General features: G+C 64.0%; 22 protein-coding genes. 5 read left to right on the forward strand and 17 right to left on the reverse strand.

All coding sequences use genetic code 11. From position 1 onward, the window contains the following. Positions 1–24: 24 nt before the first annotated feature. On the reverse strand, positions 25–918 hold the full coding sequence (locus tag RPG13_RS03915; RefSeq protein ID WP_095487491.1) for a dihydrodipicolinate synthase family protein: 894 nt from the start codon (positions 916–918) through the stop codon (positions 25–27). A 69-nt stretch (positions 919–987) separates the two neighbouring features. Here RPG13_RS03915 and RPG13_RS03920 point away from each other — a divergent pair, with 69 nt between their 5' ends. Further along, the gene (locus RPG13_RS03920; protein WP_245329984.1) at positions 988–1680 is read left to right on the forward strand and encodes a GntR family transcriptional regulator; all 693 of its coding nucleotides are present in this window, start codon (positions 988–990) and stop codon (positions 1678–1680) included. Between the two features lie 31 nt (positions 1681–1711). Here the strand turns inward: RPG13_RS03920 and RPG13_RS03925 are convergent, their stop codons facing one another. The 3 genes from RPG13_RS03925 to RPG13_RS03935 all read right to left on the reverse strand — a co-directional run bounded on the left by RPG13_RS03925 (position 1712) and on the right by RPG13_RS03935 (position 4340). Beyond that, positions 1712–2026: a hypothetical protein gene (locus tag RPG13_RS03925; protein WP_095487493.1), complete on the reverse strand. Its 315-nt coding sequence runs from the start codon at positions 2024–2026 to the stop codon at positions 1712–1714. Between the two features lie 294 nt (positions 2027–2320). Then, positions 2321–2620 carry a hypothetical protein gene (locus tag RPG13_RS03930; protein ID WP_095487495.1) on the reverse strand — a complete coding sequence of 100 codons (300 nt, stop codon included), beginning with the start codon at positions 2618–2620 and terminating at the stop codon, positions 2321–2323. A 223-nt stretch (positions 2621–2843) separates the two neighbouring features. Beyond that, positions 2844–4340, reverse strand: a complete 1497-nt coding sequence (locus tag RPG13_RS03935; protein WP_127205598.1) for a CoA-acylating methylmalonate-semialdehyde dehydrogenase — start codon at positions 4338–4340, stop codon at positions 2844–2846. A 380-nt stretch (positions 4341–4720) separates the two neighbouring features. Here RPG13_RS03935 and RPG13_RS03940 point away from each other — a divergent pair, with 380 nt between their 5' ends. Further along, positions 4721–5602 carry a LysR family transcriptional regulator gene (locus RPG13_RS03940; RefSeq protein WP_095487499.1) on the forward strand — a complete coding sequence of 294 codons (882 nt, stop codon included), beginning with the start codon at positions 4721–4723 and terminating at the stop codon, positions 5600–5602. A 109-nt stretch (positions 5603–5711) separates the two neighbouring features. Here the strand turns inward: RPG13_RS03940 and RPG13_RS03945 are convergent, their stop codons facing one another. The 8 genes from RPG13_RS03945 to rsfS form a co-directional block, all read right to left on the reverse strand. Next, a complete protein-coding gene (locus tag RPG13_RS03945) occupies positions 5712–6968 on the reverse strand; it encodes a D-amino acid dehydrogenase (RefSeq protein ID WP_292221657.1) in 1257 nt (418 codons plus the stop codon). Positions 6969–7134: 166 nt separating this feature from the next. After that, positions 7135–8277, reverse strand: a complete 1143-nt coding sequence (gene alr / locus RPG13_RS03950) for an alanine racemase (RefSeq protein WP_292712657.1) — start codon at positions 8275–8277, stop codon at positions 7135–7137. An 89-nt stretch (positions 8278–8366) separates the two neighbouring features. After that, positions 8367–8888 carry an RNA pyrophosphohydrolase gene (locus RPG13_RS03955; protein ID WP_095487505.1) on the reverse strand — a complete coding sequence of 174 codons (522 nt, stop codon included), beginning with the start codon at positions 8886–8888 and terminating at the stop codon, positions 8367–8369. Between the two features lie 2 nt (positions 8889–8890). Beyond that, a complete protein-coding gene (locus RPG13_RS03960) occupies positions 8891–10060 on the reverse strand; it encodes a divergent polysaccharide deacetylase family protein (RefSeq protein ID WP_128241778.1) in 1170 nt (389 codons plus the stop codon). 112 nt (positions 10061–10172) lie between these two features. Beyond that, on the reverse strand, positions 10173–11498 hold the full coding sequence (locus RPG13_RS03965) for a S41 family peptidase (protein ID WP_126104493.1): 1326 nt from the start codon (positions 11496–11498) through the stop codon (positions 10173–10175). Between the two features lies 1 nt (position 11499). Further along, on the reverse strand, positions 11500–12861 hold the full coding sequence (locus RPG13_RS03970) for a murein hydrolase activator EnvC family protein (protein ID WP_337124458.1): 1362 nt from the start codon (positions 12859–12861) through the stop codon (positions 11500–11502). Positions 12862–13009: 148 nt separating this feature from the next. After that, positions 13010–13492 carry a 23S rRNA (pseudouridine(1915)-N(3))-methyltransferase RlmH gene (gene rlmH / locus RPG13_RS03975; protein ID WP_095487512.1) on the reverse strand — a complete coding sequence of 161 codons (483 nt, stop codon included), beginning with the start codon at positions 13490–13492 and terminating at the stop codon, positions 13010–13012. 83 nt (positions 13493–13575) lie between these two features. Continuing rightward, positions 13576–13953 carry a ribosome silencing factor gene (gene rsfS, locus RPG13_RS03980; protein ID WP_095487705.1) on the reverse strand — a complete coding sequence of 126 codons (378 nt, stop codon included), beginning with the start codon at positions 13951–13953 and terminating at the stop codon, positions 13576–13578. Between the two features lie 238 nt (positions 13954–14191). On the opposite strand from rsfS, the gene RPG13_RS03985 reads away from it, so the two are divergent. Continuing rightward, a complete protein-coding gene (locus tag RPG13_RS03985) occupies positions 14192–15046 on the forward strand; it encodes a mechanosensitive ion channel family protein (RefSeq protein ID WP_292503658.1) in 855 nt (284 codons plus the stop codon). Positions 15047–15069: 23 nt separating this feature from the next. Here the strand turns inward: RPG13_RS03985 and RPG13_RS03990 are convergent, their stop codons facing one another. The 3 genes from RPG13_RS03990 to RPG13_RS04000 form a co-directional block, all read right to left on the reverse strand. Further along, the gene (locus RPG13_RS03990; protein WP_337124459.1) at positions 15070–16365 is read right to left on the reverse strand and encodes an MFS transporter; all 1296 of its coding nucleotides are present in this window, start codon (positions 16363–16365) and stop codon (positions 15070–15072) included. Positions 16366–16620: 255 nt separating this feature from the next. Next, the gene (locus RPG13_RS03995) at positions 16621–17208 is read right to left on the reverse strand and encodes a nicotinate-nucleotide adenylyltransferase (protein WP_095487709.1); all 588 of its coding nucleotides are present in this window, start codon (positions 17206–17208) and stop codon (positions 16621–16623) included. 249 nt (positions 17209–17457) lie between these two features. Continuing rightward, positions 17458–18738 (reverse strand): glutamate-5-semialdehyde dehydrogenase, encoded by a 1281-nt coding sequence (locus tag RPG13_RS04000; protein ID WP_337124460.1) that lies wholly within the window; start codon positions 18736–18738, stop codon positions 17458–17460. A gap of 77 nt (positions 18739–18815) precedes the next feature. Between RPG13_RS04000 and RPG13_RS04005 the strand changes: the two genes are divergently transcribed. After that, positions 18816–19304 (forward strand): hypothetical protein, encoded by a 489-nt coding sequence (locus RPG13_RS04005; protein WP_127288350.1) that lies wholly within the window; start codon positions 18816–18818, stop codon positions 19302–19304. Positions 19305–19311: 7 nt separating this feature from the next. Here the strand turns inward: RPG13_RS04005 and proB are convergent, their stop codons facing one another. Both proB and obgE read right to left on the reverse strand, forming a co-directional pair. After that, positions 19312–20457, reverse strand: coding sequence for a glutamate 5-kinase (gene proB, locus RPG13_RS04010; protein ID WP_337124461.1), 1146 nt, complete (start codon positions 20455–20457; stop codon positions 19312–19314). Positions 20458–20459: 2 nt separating this feature from the next. Continuing rightward, positions 20460–21491, reverse strand: a complete 1032-nt coding sequence (gene obgE / locus RPG13_RS04015; protein ID WP_095487520.1) for a GTPase ObgE — start codon at positions 21489–21491, stop codon at positions 20460–20462. A gap of 114 nt (positions 21492–21605) precedes the next feature. Between obgE and RPG13_RS04020 the strand changes: the two genes are divergently transcribed. Continuing rightward, entirely contained in the window at positions 21606–22475 is an 870-nt protein-coding gene (locus RPG13_RS04020; RefSeq protein WP_095487522.1) for an endonuclease/exonuclease/phosphatase family protein, read from the forward strand. Positions 22476–22580 lie beyond the last annotated feature (105 nt).

Here is a 22580-nt window from a genome sequence, read left to right on the forward strand (position 1 = left end):
AAAACGGGAAGAAGAGAGCTTGCCTCAAAACGTCGGCAGCTCCGGCCTTGCCCCCAGCGCATCCCTGACGATCTTTTCGACCGTCCTGCGGCGCTCGCCCGACAATGGCTGGCGCGGCATGCGCACGCGGTCGTTGGTGCTGATCGCCAAGACTTCGGCGAGCTTGATGTTCTGCACCAGATAGGTCGAGACGTCGAGGTCGAGCAGCGGCCGGAACCAGCGGTAGATTTTCAGTGCCTCCTCGCGGCGACCCTGCTTCATCAACTGGTAGATGGCGACCGTCTCGCGCGGAAACGCGGTGACCAGCCCCGCCACCCAGCCGATGGCGCCGACCGACAGCGCCTCGAACGCCAGATTGTCGACGCCGGTGAACAGGTCGTAGCGGTCGCCGAAGCGGTTGATGATCTCGGTCGAGCGGCGGATGTCGTCCGAGGATTCCTTGATGGCGACAAAGCGCTTGTCCTTCGCCAGCTCCTCCATCTGGTCGACGGTAACGTCGACACGATAGGCAAGCCGGTTGGAATAGATCATCACCGGCAGGTCGCCGGCCTCGGCGACAGCGCGCAGTGCGGCGACCGTCTCCTCCTCATTGGTGTGGTAGATCGGGCTCGGCACCACCATCAGCCCGTTGGCGCCCTCTTTCGCGGCGCGGCGCGCGATCGCCGCCGCCTCGCGCGTGCCGGCTTCGTTGACCGTCAGCAGAACCGGCTTGTTGCCTGCGATCTTCTGCGCGGTCTTCAGCACGTCGATCTTCTCGTCATGTGACAGCATCGGCCCTTCGCCGAGCGAGCCGCAGACGATGATGCCGTCGCAGCCGGCCTCCATCTGCAGCGCAAAGCAGCGCTCCATCTCGCCATGGTCGAGACGATCGTCCTCAGTGAATTTGGTCGTGACGGCGGGGAAAACTCCGGTCCACATGGTGGTCGCTCCATCTGATATATCAGTCGTATATTTATTAAGAAACGGACTGTCAACACGGATTTCGCTATGATATATCGAAAATATATCAGGAGCTCACCTTTGATATTCAGTGACACAAGCCCGGCATTCGAGCCTGTGGCGGCGAAAGCCTACCGTGTGCTCGAGCATATGATCGTGACGCTCGAACTGGCGCCTGCAAGCTTCATCACCGAGGGCGCCCTGATCGACAGGCTCGGGCTTGGCCGCACGCCGGTGCGCGAGGCGATCCAGCGACTGGCTTGGGAAGGACTGCTGGATGTCCGGCCCCGTGCCGGCATCGCCATTGCCCCGCTCCATCCCGGCGACTGGTTGCGCGTCCTCGATGCGCGGCGTGGCATCGAGGTGGTTCTCGCCCGCTCGGCCGCCCGCTTCGTCACCCGTGAAGCCGCTGACCTGTTTCACGATGCGGCACTGGCCATGCAGAAAGCGGTGATATCAGGCAATGTGCTGGCCTTCATTCAAGCCGACAAGGCGCTCGACGAGGCGCTGGCGCTGGCTGCCGACAACCCCTTCGCCGCACGGCTGGCCGCCCCCTTGCAGACCCACAGCCGCCGCTTCTGGTTCCGCTACAAGGCCGAAACCGGGCTCGCCGAATCGGCCGAGCACCACGTCGCGCTGATCCGCTCGATCCTCGCCGGCGACGAAGATGCCGCCGCTAAAGATGCCAAGCGCCTGATGGCGCTGCTACGCGGCCATGCCGAGACGGCCGCTACGCGCTGAGACCGCTCATCCGATCAATGTGTCCTGACCGTCATGCGTCCTGGTCGGCCGGGATCACCACGTTTTCCCAATGTTCGCCGGCCGCGACGATGCAGCTTCTGCCGGCGACATCGGTGACGATGATCGTCCAGCTTCCGGTCTCGGCGACAAAAACTTCCATGATCGCCACTTGACCGATCAGCCCGAAAGCAAACTGTCTTTCCTGGAAATTCTCAGTCAGGTGGGCGACGAGATCGCCATGTTCAACGCAGTACTGATATTGGGCGCTTGCGGCGTTCGTACCCGCCGCCAATGCGCCAGCAAGAACCAGGGTTTTCACCCAACCCAATAGCGATTTGCGTGCCATAGGGCACCTCCTTTGCCATCACGTCCGGCAAAGGGAGACGCCTCATTTTGCCGAAACGATCCAGGCCGGTTCCGACGTCATCACCATCGCGTCGTTCCTTTCCGTGTTCCGGTCTGTCATCAGCGGGGACGATTTTTGATGTTCCCACTATGTTCCATATATGGTGTCGGCAACGAAAAAGCGCAAGCAGGCGCCCGCAGCGGGCGCCTGTGGATCCGTTTCAAGGTGATCGCAGAGAACCGCGGCCTGCGCGGCTATGCCGAAACCGCGGCCGCAGCAAAAAAAGGGCCATGCTCAGGTGCCTGGCAGCGCCGCTGTCGTCACCGCGCTCTCCCAGCCTTCACCCACCGAAACCACGCAGCTTTGACCGCGTGTGTCGCTGGCGAGGATGGTCCAGGTGCCTTGGTCGGAAACGAAGACTTCAACGATCACATTCCGATTGACGACGCCGAGCGCGGTCGGATTTTCACGGAACTTCTCGCCGAGCGCCTTGATCATGTCGGCTCGTGCCGCGCATTGTTCGGCCGCCATTGCCGGGGCGGCGGAAAACGCCGCCGCGGCGGCGCAAAGTATCGTCACCATAAGACGTGTCATCTGACACCTCCCTTGCGCCGACCGATGCCCCCGCAGCTGTCGCCAGCGCCGTTGGTTGATCTGCCGCGCCTCCTTCGCGGCAGGATTGCAAGTTAAGACTTCTGCTGCCCGCCCGGTTCCATCACATTAGCGTTCAGGAATATATGGACCGCGACCGGTCAGCAAAAAGGCCCGGTCTCTAGCCGGGCCTCTTCGTCTTCAATCTGAATCCGGAACCGTCCGGCTAGTTCATCGTCGGGATGACGAACTCTGCCCCATCTTTCACACCTGACGGCCAGCGCGAGGTCACCGTCTTGGTCTTGGTATAGAAACGGAACGCGTCCGGTCCGTGCTGGTTGAGGTCGCCGAAGGAGGACGCTTTCCAGCCGCCGAAGGTGTAGTAGGCGATCGGAACCGGGATCGGCACATTGACACCGACCATGCCGACCTGGACCCTCGAGGCGAAGTCGCGCGCCGCATCGCCGTCGCGGGTGAAGATGGCGACGCCGTTGCCCATTTCGTGGTCGTTGGCGAGCTTGATCGCGTTCTCATAGGTCGGCGCGCGCACCACCGAGAGCACCGGCCCAAAGATCTCTTCCTTGTAGATGCGCATGTCTGATGTCACGTTGTCGAACAGGCAGCCGCCCATATAGTAGCCGTTCTCGTAGCCCTGCATGGAAAAGCCGCGGCCGTCGACGACCAGCTTGGCGCCTTCCTTGACACCGGTGTCGACATAACCTTTGACCCGCTCCAGCGCCTGCGCCGTCACCAGCGGGCCGAAATCGGCGGATGAATCCGTCGAGGGACCGACCTTCAGGCTTTCCACCCGCGGCACTAGCTTTTCCATCAGCCGGTTGGCGGTATCGTTGCCGACCGGGACAGCGACGGAAATCGCCATGCAGCGCTCGCCGGCCGAGCCGTAGCCGGCGCCGATCAGTGCGTCGACGGTCTGGTCCATGTCGGCGTCGGGCATGATGATCATGTGGTTCTTGGCGCCGCCGAAGCACTGCACGCGCTTGCCCGAGGCGGTGCCGCGCGAATAGATGTAGTGGGCGATCGGCGTCGAGCCGACAAAGCCGATGGCCTTGATATCGGGGTCGTCGAGGATGGCATCGACCGCCTCCTTGTCGCCGTTGACGACGTTGAGGATGCCCGCCGGCAGGCCGGCCTCGATGAACAGCTCCGCGATGCGCAACGGCACGCCCGGGTCGCGCTCCGAAGGCTTCAGGATGAAGGCGTTGCCGCAGGCAATGGCCGGCGCGATCTTCCACAACGGGATCATCGCCGGAAAATTGAACGGCGTGATGCCGGCGACGACGCCGAGCGGCTGGCGCATCGAATAGACGTCGATGCCGGGGCCGGCGCCATCGGTGAACTCGCCCTTCATCATATGCGGCGCGCCGATGCAGACCTCGACCACTTCCAGCCCGCGCTGGATGTCGCCCTTGGCGTCGGCGATTGTCTTGCCGTGCTCGCGCGCCAGAATGTCGGCCAGCGAATCATACTCTTTGGCGACCAGTTCGAGGAACTTCATCAAGACGCGCACGCGCCGCTGCGGGTTGGTCGCTGCCCAGCCGGGCTGCGCGGCCTTGGCGTTTTCCACCGCCGCGCGCAGTTCCGCCTGCGAAGCCAGCGCCACCGTGCCGCGCACCGTGCCGTCCATCGGCTGCATGACATCCTGCTTGCGGCCGCTGGTCCCAGCGACACGCTTGCCGCCAATGAAATGACCGTATTCGATCATGATCTCTCTCCCTGCATTTGTGATGCGGCATTGTCCGCCTTTGCGCGGCCGATGGCAACGCGAGCGAAAACGCAACCGTTGTGCGTAAAATAGATAGCAATTGACGGCAGAACATCAATTCTCGCAAATAGTAAGGATGCAGGCCCCTAGCAGCAAGGATTGAGAGATGAGTTCCTTCGCGCCCCCCTCTGTCCTACCGGACATCTCCCCCACGAGGGGGGAGATTGGCTGTCATCCCCGCTTTCGCCAACCCGCAACGCTGCAAGAAAGTCGCCGCCGGAGCGGCCGGCCGATCTCCCCCCAAGTGGGGGAGATGTCCGGCAGGACAGAGGGGCGCGCCGTAGAGCGCTGCCGTAATCGGCGTCATACGGACCATTCCCATGAACTGGGATGACGTCCGCATCTTCCTCGCCGTGGCGCGGGCCGGCCAAATCCTCGGCGCGGCTAAGCGGTTGGAGCTCAATCACGCCACTGTCTCGCGCCGCATCGCCGCACTTGAGGATGCGCTGCGCACAAAACTCTTTCGCCGGCTTACCACCGGTAGCGAGCTGACGCCGTCGGGCGAGCGCTTCCTCGACATCGCTGAGCGCATGGAAGGCGATATGATCGCCGCGCGCTCGACCGTGGCGGGCGAAGGCGACGATGTCTCCGGCACCGTGCGCATCGGCGCGCCTGATGGCTTCGGCGTCGCCTTCCTGGCCAAACGCCTCGGCGCACTGACGGCGCTTCACCGCGAACTTACCATCCAGCTGGTGCCGGTGCCGCGTTCCTTCTCGCTGTCCAGGCGCGAGGCCGACATCGCCATCACCGTCGAGCGGCCGACCGAAGGCAGGCTGGTGGCGGGCAAGCTGGTCGACTACACGCTCGGCCTGTTCGCGTCCCAGGCCTATGCCGAAGCGCATGGCCTGCCCCAAACGCCCGCCGAGCTCGGGCGGCACACGCTGATCGGCTATGTGCCGGACCTCATCGTCAGCCCCTCGCTCGACTATGCGGCCGAGTTCAGCGCCGACTGGCGCACCAGCTTCGCCATCTCCTCGGCGCTCGGCCAGGCCGAAGCGGTGCGCTCCGGCGCCGGCATCGGCATCCTGCACACCTTCGTCGCCCGCTCGATGCCGGAACTGGTGGCGGTCGATATCGTCGCGCCGATCCGCCGTGCCTACTGGCTGGTCTATCACGAATCGGTCAGGCCGCTGCGCCGCGTCCAGATCGTCGCGAGCTTCATCACCAAGGCAGTGGAACGGGAGCGGGGATTGTTCGTCTGACGAGATTCACCCGACCCATTGAAATTGTGATGTCCCCAAAACACTGCGCAGTTTTGGGGCGAAGTCACCGCCCTCAAAGGCCGGGCTCGATGAAGGAAGCCTTCTGGTCCTACCGCTGGTATCGCTCCGGTCCGAGATCGCGGACATTGATGTCCGGTACCCGGTTGGAGATGATGTCGGCCAGCACCTTGGCCGAGCCGCAGGCCATGGTCCAGCCGAGCGTGCCGTGGCCGGTGTTGAGATAGAGGTTGGAAAATTCGGTGCGGCCGATCAGCGGCGGCCCGTCCGGCGTCATCGGCCGCAACCCGCACCAGAAACTCGCCGACCGCATGTCGCCGCTGCCTGGAAAAAGGTCGCCGACCGAATGTTCTAGCGTGCGCCGCCGCGTTTCATGCAGCCTCAGGTCGAAGCCGGAAATCTCCGCTGTGCCGCCGACCCGGATGCGATCGCCGAGCCTGGTGATCGCCACCTTGTAGGTCTCGTCCATCACTGTCGACACCGGTGCTGCGGCAGCATCCTTGATCGGCAGGGTGATCGAATAGCCCTTGACCGGATAGACCGGTATGGACCGTCTCAGCATGCGCATGAACTTGGCCGAATAGCTGCCCATCGCCATCACATAGGCGTCGGCAGTCTTCCAGCCCTTGCTGGTATTGATGTTGGCGATACTGTTGCGCTTGCGGATGATGCGCCTGATCGACATGTCGTATTCGAAGGTGACGCCGCGCGCCACGCAGAGCTCGGCCAGACGGTCGGTGAACATCTTGCAGTCACCGGTTTCGTCGCCCGGCAGCCGCAGGCCGCCGACGAATTTTTCACGCACCCCTGCCAGCCCCGGCTCGGCCGCTATGCAGCCGTCGGGATCGAGAATCTCGTAAGGAACGCCATATGTCTTGAGCACCTCGACATCGCCTGACGTGCCGTCGAGCTGCTGTTGCGTGCGAAAAAGCTGCAGCGTTCCCTTGGCGCGTTCATCATAGGCGATGCCGGTCGCCTCGCGCAGCGCCTTCAGCGTGTCGCGGCTGTATTCGGCCAGAGGCACCATGCGCGCCTTGTTCACCGCATAGCGCTCGGCCGTGCAGTTGCGCAGCATCCTGACCAGCCATAGCCACATATGCGGATCAAGAGTCGGCCGCACCACCAGCGGACCATGCTTCATCAACAGCCATTTGATCGCCTTCAACGGGACGCCGGGACCGGCCCAGGGCGAGGCGTAGCCGGGCGAGATCTCGCCGGCATTGGCAAAGCTGGTTTCCAGCGCCGGGCCCTTCTGGCGGTCGATCACCGTCACTTCATGGCCGGCCTCGGCGAGATAATAAGCGGTGGTGACTCCGATGACGCCGCCGCCCAGCACGAAGATCTTCATCGCATAGCTCTCCAGAACGACGTCTCGTCAGGGGTTTGGGGCGCGGCATCGTGGCTTCTGTCTGCCGGATTTTACGGCGTCCGCCAAGTGGCCAAGCATGTCGCCCAAAAGTATGCAGCGGTTTTGGGACAACGGCATGCATAAAAAAAGCCCGCGCGCTATCCATTCACATAGCGCCGGTCACATAGCGCCGGTGAAAGCGGTGTCCGAGGCTGGTCAGGATTTCATAGCCGATGGTGCCGGCATGGCCGGCCGCCTGATCCACCGTCTGCGACGGCCCGATCAGCTCGACGAGGTCGCCCGCCTTTAGCCTGTCGGGCGGCAGGGCCGAAATGTTGAGAACGATCGAATCCATCGATACGCGTCCGAGGAAGGGCAGCGGCACATTTTCGAACCAGGCGGCTGAGGCCGCGCGACGATGCCAGCCATCGGCATAGCCAAGCGAGATCGTTGCTGCGGCCAGCGGTTCGGTCACGTGAAAAATATGGCCATAGCCGACGCCGGCTCCCCTATCGAGGCTGCGCGTCTGAATGACCTTTGCCTGAAGCCGCACCACCGGCAGCATCGGATTTTCCTCCGCTGGCATCGGATTGATGCCGTAGAGCGCCGCACCGGGCCGGGCGAGGTCGTAATGAAAGGGCTGCCCAAGAAAGATGCCGGAGGAATTGGCGAGCGAAGCCGGCGCCTTTGGCAGCATCCTGCGCAGCCGCTCGAATTCCAGCCGCTGCTGCTCGTTGGCCGGATGCTTGGGCTCGTCGGCGCGAGCAAGATGGCTCATCACAAAGGTGACGTCGATACCGTCGAACGCCTGCGGATCGGCAGCGACGGCCTCCACCTCCGCTGCCGCCATGCCGAGCCGCGACATGCCGCTGTCGACCTGGATTGCAGCTTTAAGCGTGCGGCCGGCCCGCTGCGCCGCCGCGCGCCAGGCGGCGAGTTGGCCGACGCTGTTGATGACCGCGCCCAGCTCCGCTTCGACCGCTTCGCTTTCAGCGCCCGGCTGAATGCCGTTCAGCACATAGATCGCCGGCCGTGAGCCGAGCGCCTGGCGCAGCAAGACACCTTCGACCAGATGCGCGACAAAGAAAATGTCGCAGCCCTCGGCCGCCAGCGCTGCCGCCACTTGGGGCCCGCCGAGCCCGTAGCCGTCGGCCTTGACGACACCCGCGCAGCCGACGCCGCCCAGCCGCGCCTTGAGCCGCCGGTAGTTTTCGCGGATGGCGCCGAGATCGACGGTCAATATGGCGCCGGCCGCTGTCTCGCTGACGGCAACCTTTTCAGAAAGAGATTTTTTGGAGGCGTCGTTCATGCCAACCCCGTCTGCGGCGGATTGGCCATCAATAAGGCCACCGCGCTGACGCGGCAACCGTGGTCGGCGCGACCGCGGCTAGCGCCAAGCTACGCAACCAGATGCCGGAACGCCGCAACCACGTCCTCATAAACCTTGCGCTTGAACGGCACGATCAGGTCGGGCAATTCCTGCATCGGCCGCCATGCCCATTTGTCGAACTCGGCGGTGTGGCCGCCCGGTGGCGGATTGATCTCAATCTCGCTCACGTCGCCGTGAAAGCGGAAGGCGAACCATTTTTGCGTCTGGCCGCGATATCGCCCTTTGAAGGCGATGCCGACCAGATCGGCCGGCAGGTCGTAATATATCCAGTTCGGCGCCTCATCCAGCAGCGAGACCGAGCGCATGCCGGTCTCTTCATACAGTTCCCGCTGCGCCGCCTGCAGCGGTTCCTCGCCCTTGTCGATGCCGCCCTGCGGCATCTGCCAGAGCTGCGTCGTGCCGGCGAATTCGCTATCCGGCTCGGCAATGCGATGCCCGACCCAGACCAGGCCGTCACCATTGAGTATCATCAGTCCGACACAGGGGCGATAAGGCAGCGTCTCGGGATCGACCGGTTTTCTCTTCGCCATGCTCAACCTTTTTCCGGATCCACCGCCACTGCCGAAATCGGCACGATCTCGATGCCGCGCTTCTTGGCCTCGATCACCCAGGACGACACGGTGTCGACCGTCAGGTCGAAGGCCGAGCCGATGCCGACGGCAAAGCCTTTCGCCCGCGCGGTGGCTTCCAGCTCGTCCAGCTTCTTCAATATGGCGCCCCGGTCCTGCACGGCGTCGATCGACGTGTCGCCGGCAATGAAGGGCACGCCGTCCTTCAGTGCTAGGTCGGACGCGAGGCTGCGCGCCGACGAGCCGTCATCGAGATAGGCCAGGCCGCGCCTGCCGAGTTCGGCCATGAATGGCGCCATCGCCGCCGCATCGGCCGAAAATCGCGCACCCATATAGTTCATGACGCCGGTGTAGTTGGTCATCCGCGACAGCGCCCAGCGCAAGTTCTTCAAATTCTCGTCCGGTGTCGCCGCGACCGTCAGCGTGTTGCGGCCCGGATTGACGTTCGGATAGTCGAACGGTTCGAGCGGCACCTGCATGACGATCTCATGGCCTCTCTGCCGCGCCGCCTGCATCCAGCGGCTGATGCTGTTGCCCTGCGGCGCGAAGCCCAGCGTCACTTCGGCCGGCAGCTTGGCGATGGCCGCCTGCGTGCCGGTCTGCGACACGGCAAGCCCGCCGATGACGATCGCCACGCGCGCGCCGCGCGCACCGGACCACGGCCGCGCATAGACATCGAACGGCCGCCTTCCGTCGGCGGCGCGAACCGGCAACGGGCCGGTCTCACTGGTCTCGATCAGCGCCCTGTCGGGAATATGCGCGATCCTCAGGTTCTGGCCGATCGTCGAAGGGTCGTGGATGACGATGGCCGCGTTGGGCGGACCACCGTCCGCTTCGGTCGGCATATGGATGATCTGCGGCCCACTTATCTTGGGTCCCGCTTGCGCCTGCGGCGCGGGCTCAGTGGCCGGCGCTGCGGATTCGACCACCGCGGTCGTCTTCGGCGTCGAAACGGCGACTTCTTCCGGCTTTCGAAACGGTCTTTCACGCAGCGCAATCGCGCCGGAGACGCCGATCACGGCCAGCACCAGGAGAGTGGCCGTGACCACGCCGGCGCTGATCCTGCGGGCCGCGCGCGGCGGCCGGACGGCCTGTCCGAGCGGGCGTTCGATGTCATTGCCGATGTCAGCCAAGCCGCATCCCCAGCCGCGGTTCCCCCGAATCAAACTGCCGAGGCCTTGCGGCCCCGGCAGCATTACATCGCTTCGATCAGGCGGCCAGACCTGTTTGCCCGGCCGATCGACGTTACTGGTTCAAAACAGCCTTGTCCGGATTCGGCGGGAACGCCGGATCGGTCTTCTCGCCGCGCAGCAACTGCTCGGCAAAGATAAGCTGCAGGTCGTCCTTCGGCTCCGGCGGCACATAGGCTGCCGAGCCCGAACCGGTATCGCCCTCGTCGGTACCCTTGATGTGGCCCTTGAGGTCCGACTCGCCGCGCGTCAGGTCCCTGCCCTGCAGTTCCGGCGGCAACGGCTGGTCGACCTTGATGTCGGGCGTGATGCCCTTGCCCTGGATCGACTTGCCGGACGGTGTGTAATAGAGCGCCGTCGTCAGGCGCAGCGCGCCGTTCTCGCCGAGCGGGACGATGGTCTGCACCGAACCCTTGCCGAAGGACTGCGTGCCGACCACCGTGGCGCGGCGCAGATCCTGCAGCGCACCAGCGACGATTTCGGACGCACTGGCCGAGCCGCCATTGACGAGCACGACCAGCGGCTTGCCGTCGATGTCGTCGCCGGGCCGCGCGTCGAAGCGGGTGACGTCCTTCGGATCGCGGCCGCGTGTCGAGACGATCTCGCCACGGTTGAGGAAGGCGTCGGACACGCTCACCGCCTGATCGAGGAGGCCGCCCGGATTGAGGCGCAGATCGAGCACGTAGCCCTTGAGCTTTTCGTTCGGCACCTGCTTCTTGATGGTGTCGATGGCATTCTCGAGGTCGTCATGGGTCTTTTCGGTGAAGGAGGTGATCTTCATGTAGCCGATGTCGTTCTCGACCCGGAACTTGACCGCCTTGACCTTGATGATGTCGCGCACCACCGTCAGCTCGATCGGCTTGTCGGCGCCCTGGCGCAGGATGGTGAGCTTGATCGGCGTGTTGACCAGCCCGCGCATCTTCTCGACCGCGTCGTTGAGGCTCAGGCCGCGAACCTCTTCGCCGTCGATCTTGGCAATATAATCGCCGGCAAGCACGCCCGCCTTGGCGGCCGGCGTATCGTCGATCGGCGTGATCACCTTGACCAGGTCGTTCTCCATCGTGACCTCGATGCCGAGGCCGCCGAACTCGCCCTTGGTCTGCACGCGCATGTCCTGCGCCTCTTCGGCGTTCATATACGAGGAGTGCGGGTCTAGCGACGTAAGCATGCCGTTGATGGCGTTTTCGACCAGCGACTTGTCGTCGGGCGGCGTCACATACTGCGCCCGCACCCGCTCGAAGATGTCACCGAAGATCGCCAGTTGCTTATAGGTCTCGGAGCCCGCAGCGTTCGCCGTCGAGCCGGGCGCGCCATAGACCAGGCTCATCGCGGATGCGCCCATCAGCGCACCGGCAAACAGAAGCGACAGTTTCCGCATCATCTCACGTCCTTCCAGACAAACGATCCGCCCACCATGGGGTCGGATCGACGGGTTTTCCATCCTTGCGGAACTCAACATAGAGCTCCGGCGTGGCATTTCCATTCTTCGACGCCGAGGTGCTCGCCACCCGGGCCTCTCCCATCGCGCCGACCGGCTCTCCTGCGAGCACCGACTGGCCAGACGCGACGCTGATTCTGCTCATCCCCGCCAGAACGACATAATAGCCGTCACCCGCATTCAGGATCAAGAGTTGACCATAGGAGCGAAAAGGTCCCGCATAAAGCACATTTCCGTCCGCTGGCGCGGTAACGATGGCTCCCGATTGTGTCGCAACCATGTCACCGAGCATCACTGCGCCGTTACCGTCGCTGGCCCCGAACCGCCGCTTGATCTTGCCGGTGACGGGCAGCGCGATCTGCCCCTGAAGCGCCGAAAACGGTGCGGCGGCGGTGAGCCGGTTGGCTTCCGGGACCGGCAGCGCCGCCAGTTCCGTCTGTGCCGGGGCCGTCTGTGCCGGGCCCTCCTGTGTCGGGGCCTTGTCGGCATCCGCGGTCTTCTGCTCCGCTGCCTTCGCCGCATTCGCCGCCTTGCGGGCCTTGTCGGCCTCGAGCGAGGCGATCAATTCCTTCAGGCTGCCGGCCTTGGCCGCCAATGCTGCGGATCGCTGCTTTTCCTCGGCCAGCGCCGTTTGCGTCTCGGCCTCAAGCCTCTGCTTGGCTTCAAGTAGCATGCCGAGCCGCTTCTTTTCCGCCGTCTGCTCGCCGACTGCCGCCGTCAGCCGCGCCCTCTCCGCCTCGATCGAGGCCGTCACCCGCGACTGCTCCTTGAGGTCCGCCACCAGTATCTCGGTCTGCTGGCGCAGTTCCGGCACCACGGCGCCGAGCAGGATGGCGCTGCGTACCGACGACAGCGCGTCTTCCGGCTTGACCAGGATGGCCGGCGGCGGATTGAGCCCCATGCGCTGCAGCGCGGCCAGCACCTCGGCCAGAACGTCGCGTCTAGCGGCCAGCGACGCGCGGATTTTCTGCTCCTCGCCTTTCAGCCCTTCCAGCTTGGCGCCGATGTCCTCGATGTCCTGACCAAGTTTCTGCTCGGTCATCGCCGACTGGATCAGCGCCGCGGTGATCGAGGCATGATCCTTCTTGACGGTCGCCATGTCGGCGGCGAGCTTGGCCAGCCGCTCGGACGAAAGCGTGATCTCCTTCGACACCCGTTCGTATTCGGCCCGGCTTTGGTCCGGATCAGGCGTCATGTCGAGCCTGTTCTGCGCCCGCGCGGCGCTGAACGACAGCACGAGCGCCGCCGCTGCCAAGCCGCAGCGTGCGCGCCAAAAGCCCGTTCGCGATTTCCAACCTTCAGACATTGAAGCCCGACTCTATGCGTGGCTTCGTTAACGAACCATCAACCATGTTCGAGAGCCCTGCCGACCGCAAACAGCCTCGTGACGCATTGAGGCGAAAATCCGGGCGGCTCACGCCAATCCACCGGTTTCGGGTGGGAACCTGCAAAGCTCAAGAGCGATGATAGGGATGGCCGGACAGGATCGTGGCCGTCCGGTAAAGCTGCTCGCCCAACATGACACGGACCAGTTGGTGCGGCCATGTCAGCGCGCCGAACGACACCATCAGATCGGCCTGATCGCGCAGCGACTGGTCGTGACCGTCGGCACCGCCGATGGCGATGATAAGCGCCTTGCGGCCGCCATCACGCAACAGGCCGATGCGGCCGGCGAAATCCTCGGAGGAAAAGTTCTTGCCGCGCTCGTCGAGCAGCATGAGCGCGGTACCAGGCTGCAACTGCGCCTGCAGTTTCTGGCCTTCCTCGCGCCGGCGCTCGTTGGCGGTCTGGGCGCGGCCCTCCGGAATCTCGACCACACCTGAGAATTCGAGACCCACGGCCGGCCCGCTCTTGGCGAAGCGCTCGAAATATCGGTCGGCGAGCTGCTTCTCGGGGCCGGCTTTCATCCGGCCCACGGCATGAACTGTAATTTTCATCCCTGCCTCGAAGAGCCGCTAATGCATGTCACCAAAAGTGGTCACCGGTTTTTGGAAACGACATGCATCAATCAAATTACGGCTCAGTGGAGGGTCTCTTCCTCGAGGTCCGGCGCTTGCCACATCTTTTCGAGATTGTAGAAGTCGCGGACTTCGGGACGGAAGACATGGACGATAATATCGCCCGAATCGATCAGGACCCAGTCGGCGCCGGCCAGTCCCTCGACGCGCGCCGTGCCGAGGCCGGCATCCTTGAGCGCCTTGAGGAGATGATCGGCGACAGCCGAGACATGACGGTGCGATCGGCCGGACGCGATGACCATATAGTCACCGAGGCTCGATTTTCCCTGAATGTCGATTGAGACGATGTTTTCGGCCTTGGAGTCTTCCAGACTGACAAGGACTGTGTTGATGGCGCGGGACACGGCGTCGTTTACGCTGATCCCGGCCGGCGAAGGCACGATGTCGGCCTTCTTCCGCAGTGCTGTTCTCAGTGTATTTCCTTTCGCAGCAAGAACAACCAAATCACCCTTCAAAGCAGGTGACACTCCTTAGATAGGCAGAGTTGGGTTGCAGTTTCAAGACGGCAACCCTGCCGTGGTCCACGAAGTGCCGTTTCTTCCGGTTCCGCAGAAGAAAAATCGGAACTCTTGCCGCCTTGCTGGGGTTATCGGCGCATCGACCAATCGGATTCCCGCCATGCCTATCGACCCTGAGAACGCCGTTGACACCGTGCAGGCCGGCATTGCGCAGCTCAGCGCGCTGATCGTCTCGTACTCATTCTCGGCCATCGGCGCCGTCATCCTGCTGGTCCTCGGCTATATCGTCGCCGGCCTCGCGCAGCGCTCGATCTATGCCGGCCTCGGCCATATCCATGGCTTCGACGTGACGCTGCGCCACTTCTTCTCGAGGATCGCCCGCTACGCCATACTGATCCTCGTCGTTATCATGGTGCTCGGCCAGTTCGGCGTCCAGACGGCCTCGATCATTGCCGCCATCGGCGCCATCGGCTTGGCCATCGGCCTTGCGCTGCAGGGCACGCTGCAGAACATTGCCGCCGGCATCATGCTGCTGGCGCTACGGCCATTCCGCATCGGCGAATATGTCGAGGTCGGCGCCATCGCCGGGACCATCGAGGAAGTCGGCCTGTTCGCCACCACGCTGAGAACGGTCGAGGGCGTCTACGTCCTCGCCCCCAATTCGACGCTGTGGAACCAGCCTGTCCGCAACTATACGCGCAACGGTGCCCGCCGTGGCGACATCACGCTGACCATCGGCTCCTGGAACGATATCGATCTCGCGCAGAAGACCATGCTTGGCGTCGCCGCCGCCGAGCGGCGCGTTAGGCGGGAGCCGGCGCCGATTGCGTTTGTGGCGACCGTCGGCGACAGCAACGTCGCCATCACGTTGCGCTACTGGACCTCGGCTGCGGATTTCTTCGCCACCCAGATCGATCTCACCAAACGCGCCAAGCAGGCTTTCGACAGCGAAGGCATTTCTATACCCGCGCCACCACCGGAAGCGCCACGACAGGAAACCGCCACCAGACAGTGAGATGATCAATTCCCAGCGCAGGCCTATTTGTCCGCGCGGCGCTGTTCTTCGGACGGAAAGGCAAGATCCACCGGCAACGGCGCCTGCGCGCTCATCGGCGCGAAATTGCCGGTCTCGGCGGCGGGAACAGGCGCCATCGCCACCACACGCCACAGCACGAACAGGCAAAAGACAGCGGCAATGACGATGGCCACATAGATGAAGGCCTGGGTTCCATAGACAGCGGAAAGCCCGGTCACGATGCCGGGCACGATGAAACCGGACAGCGACCATGCAAACAGAAGCGAGCTGGACAGCGCCACCATGTCGTCCTTGCCGGCGCGGTCGGCAGCATGCGCGCTGGCCAGCGAATAGATCGATTCCGACGCGCCGTCCCAGACCACATAGATGACGACCAGTGCCGCCAGCGCACCGCCGTCGAAGCCCAGCGCGAACAGGCCCGCCACCAAGGCAAGCGCCGAAGCGGCGACCAGCACAAAGCGCCGGTCGGTGCGGTCGGAAATCCATCCGAGCGGAATTTGCAGGATCAATGTGCCGACCGGCATCGCCGACAAAAGCAGTGCCACATCTGCCTGGCTGTAGCCCTTGGCCGTGGCATGGATCGGCGCGAAGCCCGAAATCGTCATCGACAGGCCGCCGACGGCAAGCATGCCGGCGACGCCGACCGGCGAAATCCGCCAGGCCCGGCCAAGCGCGACGGACGCCGCCTGCGGCGGCGGCGGCTGGGCGAGCCGCGTCAGCCCGACGGGGAGGATCGACAGCGCGGTGAAGGCGATGCCGATCAGCGGCGCGTCCGCCGCCCTTACATCGATCAGCGCCAGTGTGGCGTAGCCGACACCGAGCCCAGCGACATAGGCGACGTAGAAGAAGGCCATGACCCTGCCGCGTATGGCGTTGGCAATGACGTCGTTCAGCCAGCTTTGCGCGACGATGAACAAGCCGCATATGGCAAAACCATAGAGCGCGCGTGCCGCGATCCACGACAGCGGGTGCGGCCCGGCCCCGACGGCGGCGTTCGACAGCACGATCAGCGCCGACAGCACCATGAACGCGCGAGCATGGCCGACGCGCCGCACCAGCGGACCGGTCAGGATGCAGCCTGCCAGGCCGCCGGCCGAAAGGCCGGTGACGATCAGCCCGGCCCAGGTCGGATCGAAGCCCTCGGCGCCGAGCCGGACCGGGATATAGGCGAACATCAGTCCGTTGCCGACCGCAACCAGCGCCATCGACAGGACGACGCTGGCGATGGCGATCGCCGGGGTTGGCGGGCTGCCTTGCGCCGGATCGCGTCTGGTCTGGTTTTGCTCGAGAATCACCATGCGCGCGCAGGATCGCCCACGGATCGGGGAAAAGCAGCCGCAAATGCGACATCAGCGGTCTTCCCTTCTCCCCTTGTGGGAGAAGGTGGATCGGCGCGTAGCGCCGAGACGGATGAGGGGTGCTGGAAGAAATGCAGCGTAAAAAGATCGAGGAATTTTGAGTGCTTAGTTCTTCAAGGTAGCGATCCTTCCAGCACCCCTCATCCGACCGAGCTTCGCTCGGCCACCTTCTCCCACAAGGGGAGAAGGAGACTCCTATCCCTTCGCCATGTTGCGGATCGCGGTCGACGACAGCGACGAGCGCGGGCCGTGGATGAAGGTCCAGGCCGGCGCCTTCATGCGGGCGAGCCGCGGCGCGTCGCCCTCGTCGACACGTGCATAATCGAAGGTCTTGGCGACGACCGAGGACAGGAAGGACAGCGTCGCGCCAGGGCGGTCGATCACCGCGATCGGGAACGTCATGACGATCTGGCGCCAGCGCTGCCAGCGGTGGAAGTCGCGCAGACTGTCGGCGCCCATGATCCAGACGAAGTCGACGCCGGGATTGCGCGCCTTGACCAGCGCCAGCGTGTCGGCGGTGAAGCGGACGTGATGCGCGGCCTCGAAGGCGGTGACCTTGATCTTCGGGTTCCTGGCGATCTGCTCGGATAGGCGGAGCCGCTCAGTCAGCGGCGTCAGTTCCCGCTTGTTCTTGAGCGGATTGCCGGGCGTCACCATCCACCACAACTGATCGAGCGCCAGGCGTCTGAGCGCGATCTCGGCGACCAGGCCATGGCCGGCATGGGCGGGATTGAACGAGCCGCCGAACAGCCCGACGGCCAGGCCCTTTTCGGCATGCGGCATTTTGAGGTAGCGGGAGGGAACGGGATGCTCGGGCGAGGAAAGCATGCGTCAGGCGCCCCCCTCTGTCCTGCCGGACATCTCCCCCTCAAGGGGGGAGATTGGCGGCTTCATCGCAGGCGCAAATCTTGCAGCACCGGCGATTGGCGAAATCAGAAATGACAGGCAATCTCCCCCCTTGAGGGGGAGATGTCCGGCAGGACAGAGGGGGGTGGCTGGGCGCAAAGCTTCAGGTTCTTCGAGCAAGTAGCGTCAAGGCCGCACCTGTCCCGTTCCGCGCACGCGGTATTTGAACGAGGTCAATTGCTCGACACCGACCGGGCCGCGCGCATGCATTTTGCCGGTGGCGATGCCGATCTCGGCGCCCATGCCGAATTCGCCGCCATCGGCGAATTGAGTCGAGGCATTGTGCAGAAGGATCGCCGAATCGATCTCGTTGAAGAAACGTTCGACTGCACCGGCATCCTCGGCGACGATCGCCTCGGTGTGGTGCGAGGAGAACGTCTCGACATGCTCGATCGCGCCCGCAACGCCATCGACCAGCTTCACCGCTATGACCGCGTCGAGATATTCGGTGATCCAGTCGGCATCGGTCGCCGGCTGGGCGTCGGCAAACACTTTCAGCACCTCGGCGTCGGCGTGGATTGCGCAGCCAGCCGCGCGCAACGCGTCAAGGATCGGCACCAGATGGGTGGAAGCGACGGCACGGTCGACCAAAAGCGTTTCGGCCGCACCGCAGACGCCGGTGCGCCGCATCTTGGCATTGACGGCGATCTTGACCGCCATGTCGAGATCGGCCGAACGGTCGACATAGAGATGGCAGATGCCTTCGAGATGGGCAAAGACCGGCACCCGAGCTTCGTTCTGCACACGCTCGACCAGGCTGCGACCACCGCGCGGAATGATCACGTCGAGATTGCCGCCGAGGCCCTTCAGCATTTCGCCGACGGCGGCGCGGTCGGTGGTCGGCACCAGCTGGATGGCGTCCTGCGGCAGACCGGCCGTCTTCAGCCCCTCGACCAGGCAGGCATGGATCGCGGCGGAAGAATGGAGCGAATCCGAGCCGCCGCGCAGGATCACCGGATTGCCGGCTTTCAGGCAAAGTGCGCCGGCATCGGCCGTCACGTTCGGCCGGCTTTCATAGATGACGCCGACGACGCCGAGCGGCGTGCGAACGCGTTCGATATGCAGCCCGTTCGGGCGGTCCCATTCGGCAATGACATCGCCGACCGGATCACTGAGTTCGGCGATCTCGCGGATGCCGTCAGCCATGGCGCGGATGCGGGCGGCATCGAGCTTCAGCCGGTCCATGAAGGAGGCGGAAAGCCCCGACCCATGGCCATTCGAGATGTCGATGGCGTTGGCGTCGAGAATATCCTGCTCGCGGCGGATAATCGCCTCCGCCATGGCGACAAGTGCGGCGTTCTTGGCGGCGGTCGTGGCGATGGCCAGCGGTCGGGCGGCAGCGCGCGCCCTGCGGCCTATCCGTGCCATCAAACTGGCTACATCATCGCCTTGGTGTTTGTTCAGCATTTGACCGATCCAGTGAAGCTGGTGGATTTACACGCGGCCGGCCTTCGCGGCAATGGCCGTAAATTTGAGGAAGCAGAATGAAGAGAGTCATAATCCTCGTTGCTCTCGGCGCGATGCTCATACCAACAGGCCTCCGTGCCGCCGACTACTGCGACGACAAGTTTGAACCCGGCGAGAGCCCCGACGGCAAGGCCATGACTATGGTAAGCTCGATGATGTCCCTCGCACTTGCTGAGCGCTATTGCGGCGCGTCACCGACACCGCTTTCCCAGATCGACGTCGTTATTGAAGAACTGCATGGATGTGGGCCGCGCTCTCGGCTTGAGGCAGAATTCAAAAAAAGGATGGAAGAGGAAAAAGGGGCAGAAGCAATGACGACTGACGCGCTCATCCGTGATCTCGTCGTCGGAGACGACAAGGATGTTCCCCAAGCCGAAGTGGATCGACGTGCCAAGGCTGGCATCGAAGCGGAGTTGGGAGGTTGCAGCGAGCTTCTGAAGATATACCAGGACTTTCAGGATCGATATCGCAACCCACCCAAATGGCCGCGTGAGCCTGACCAGTAGCGCGCCGTCAATGGCGGGCCGCATCTCCGTCGGCCGCGCCGCTCACCACAAGGTCGTCGCGGTGGATCATCGCCGATCGCGCTTCGTAGCCAAGCACCGTTTCGATCTCGGCTGTCTTCAAGCCAGCGATCCTTACGGCATCGGCGGCATCGTAGGCAACCAGTCCGCGCGCGATCTCGCGGCCTTCGGGCGACAGGATCGCCACCGTGTCGCCGCGCGAGAAATTGCCGCTGACCAGCTTGACGCCGGCCGGCAGCAGCGACTTGCCCGAAAGCAGCGCACCGATGGCGCCGGCATCGACAGTCAGCCGGCCGGCCGGCTCGAGCTGCCCGGCGATCCATGTTTTGTAGCCCTTGACCGGATTGGCGCTCGGACGGAAGAAAGTCGCCCGCTCGCCCCGCTCGATCGCCTTCAGCGGCGACAGTCTCGTGCCTGATGTGATGATCATGGCGGTGCCGGCGGCGGTGGCGATCTTGCCGGCGTCGAGTTTTGTCCGCATGCCGCCGCGCGACAATTCGGACGCCGCCGCACCGGCCATTGCCTCGATATCAGGGGTGATGCGGTCGACGATCGGAATGAACCGGGCTTGCGGGTCGCGCGCCGGCGGCGCCGTATACAGCCCGTCAATGTCGGAGAGCAGCACCAAGAGGTCGGCGCCCATCATCGTTGCGACGCGCGCCGCCAGCCGATCATTGTCGCCATAGCGGATTTCGGAGGTCGCCACCGTGTCGTTCTCGTTGATGACCGGCACCGCCTTCATCTTGAGCAGCGTCGAGATCGTCGCCCGTGCATTGAGATAGCGGCGGCGCTCTTCGGTGTCGCCGAGCGTCAGCAGGATCTGGCCCGATTTCAGGCCGCCCTTGCCGAGCGCATCCGACCAGGCGCCAGCCAGCGCGATCTGCCCGACGGCAGCCGCCGCCTGGCTCTCCTCGAGCTTCAGTGCCCGCTTGCCGAGGCCGAGAATGGTGCGGCCCAGCGCGATGGCGCCGGACGACACGACGAGGATTTCGGCGCCGCCTTCAGCCAGTACGGCGATGTCGTCGGCAAGCGAGGCCAGCCAGTCGCGCTTCAGGCCCGTCGTGCGGTCGACAAGCAGCGCCGAGCCGATCTTGACGGTGATGCGCCGGTATTTTCTCAGCGACTGCGCGGTCATCGCTATTTGTTCCAGCGCGTCTCGACCGGCGTGGCGACAGCTTCGCGTGCCTCGGCCACCACCGCCATCAGCGCGCGCAGAACGGCTTCGACGCCTTCGCCAGTGACCGCGGACAAAAGCATCGGCGCGCGGCCGGCGGCGCGTTTCAGCGAAGCGACCTTCTTCCTGCGGGCGTCGGCATCGAGCGTGTCGACTTGGGAAAGTGCTACGATCTCGACCTTCTCGATCAGTCCATGGCCATAGGCATCGAGTTCGGTGCGCACGGTCTTGTAAGCCTTCCCCGGATTTTCTTCCTGTGCGGAGACGAGGTGCAGAAGGACGCGCGTGCGTTCGACATGTCCGAGGAAACGGTCGCCGATGCCGACGCCTTCATGCGCGCCTTCGATCAGGCCGGGAACGTCGGCGATGACGAATTCGCGCCCGTCGATGCGGGCCACACCGAGGCCCGGATGCAGCGTGGTGAAGGGATAATCGGCGATCTTCGGCTTGGCCGCGGTCACGGCAGCCAGAAAAGTCGACTTGCCGGCATTGGGCAGGCCGACCAGGCCGGCATCGGCGATCAGCTTGAGCCTGAGCCAGATGTTGAGCTCTTCGCCCGGCAGTCCGGGGTTGGCGCGGCGGGGCGCCTGGTTGGTCGAGGTCTTGAAATGCTGGTTGCCGAAGCCGCCATTGCCGCCCTTGGCAAGCAGGAAGCGCTGGCCGACCACCGTCATGTCGCAGATCAGCGTCTCGTTGTCCTCGGCAAAGACCTGCGTTCCCGCCGGCACTTTCAGCGTCACGTCGGCGCCCTTGGCGCCGGTCATGTTGCGGCCCATGCCGTGCGTGCCGGTCTTGGCCTTGAAATGCTGCTGGTAGCGATAGTCGATCAGCGTGTTCAGCCCATTGACCGCCTCCACCCAGACATCACCGCCGCGGCCGCCGTCGCCACCGTCGGGACCGCCGAACTCGATGAATTTTTCGCGCCGGAACGACACCGAACCGGCGCCGCCGTCGCCGGAGCGGATATAAACCTTGGCTTGATCGAGAAATTTCATCGGATTGCTGAGTTTCTGTTATTGGCCTTGCGGCATTGCTCTAAACCTTTGGCACTGCTCTAAACCAAGGCGGGGCGAAGGGCGAGGCTGTTTATGAACATGGCCGGAGTCGCAATGAAGCTCGTAACCTACAACATCCACTACGGCGTCGGTCTCGACGGCCGCTACGATGTCGGCCGCATTGCTGACGCCGTGCGCGGCGCCGACGTGATCGCGCTGCAGGAGGTCTCGCGCAACAACCCCAACAATGGCGGGCGCGACATGGTGGCCGAGCTCGCCAAGGCGTTGCCCGAATACTTCGCCGTCTACGGCAGCAATTTCGAGGCCAATGTCGGCTCGCGCCTGGAAAACGGCCGCGCCATCACGACCACCTTCCAGCTCGGCAATATGGTGCTGTCGAAAACGCCTGTTCATCTGTCGCGCAATCTCCTCTTGCCGCGCAGCCGCAGTTTCGAACTGATGAATTTCCAGCGCGGCGCGCTGGAGGCGCTGATCGAGACGCCGCTTGGTTTCATCCGCTTCTATTCCACCCATCTCGACCATCGCAGCCCGCTCGAACGCTTGAGCCAGATCCGGTTTCTGCGCCAGCGCCTGTTGAACTATGCGATCGAGGGCGGCGCGCTGTCCGGCGTCGCCGAAGTCGGCCTGCCGGACCTGCCTTGTCCCGAAGCCTTCGTCGTCATGGGCGACTTCAACATGCTGTCCGGATCGCCGGAATATGTCGAACTCGCCGGCCGCCCGGATCACGAATTCGGCATGCCTGTGACCGCCGATCTTGCCGTCGATGTTGCCTTGCGTCTTGCCACCGCAAGCCCCGATCTCGTCACCTGGGTCGACCCCAAGCGGCCTGACGACGCCAGCCGCCACAAGCGCATCGACTATGTCTTTACCAGCGCCTCGCTCGCCAAATCGCCGAAGGCCCTGTGGGTCGACCGGCAAGCGGTCGGCTCTGACCACCTGCCGGTCTGGGTCGAGATGGCCTGACCCCGAGTTTGGTTCGCAACTGACTTTTTGAATTCACAATGATTCTTTCGGAACCTTTGGTTCGAGGCCATGCGCCGAGGTGTGTTGAGATTCAGGGCAGGCCGT

The organism is Mesorhizobium sp. ISC15 (genome assembly GCF_037162615.1).
Classification (GTDB): domain Bacteria; phylum Pseudomonadota; class Alphaproteobacteria; order Rhizobiales; family Rhizobiaceae; genus Mesorhizobium; species Mesorhizobium mediterraneum.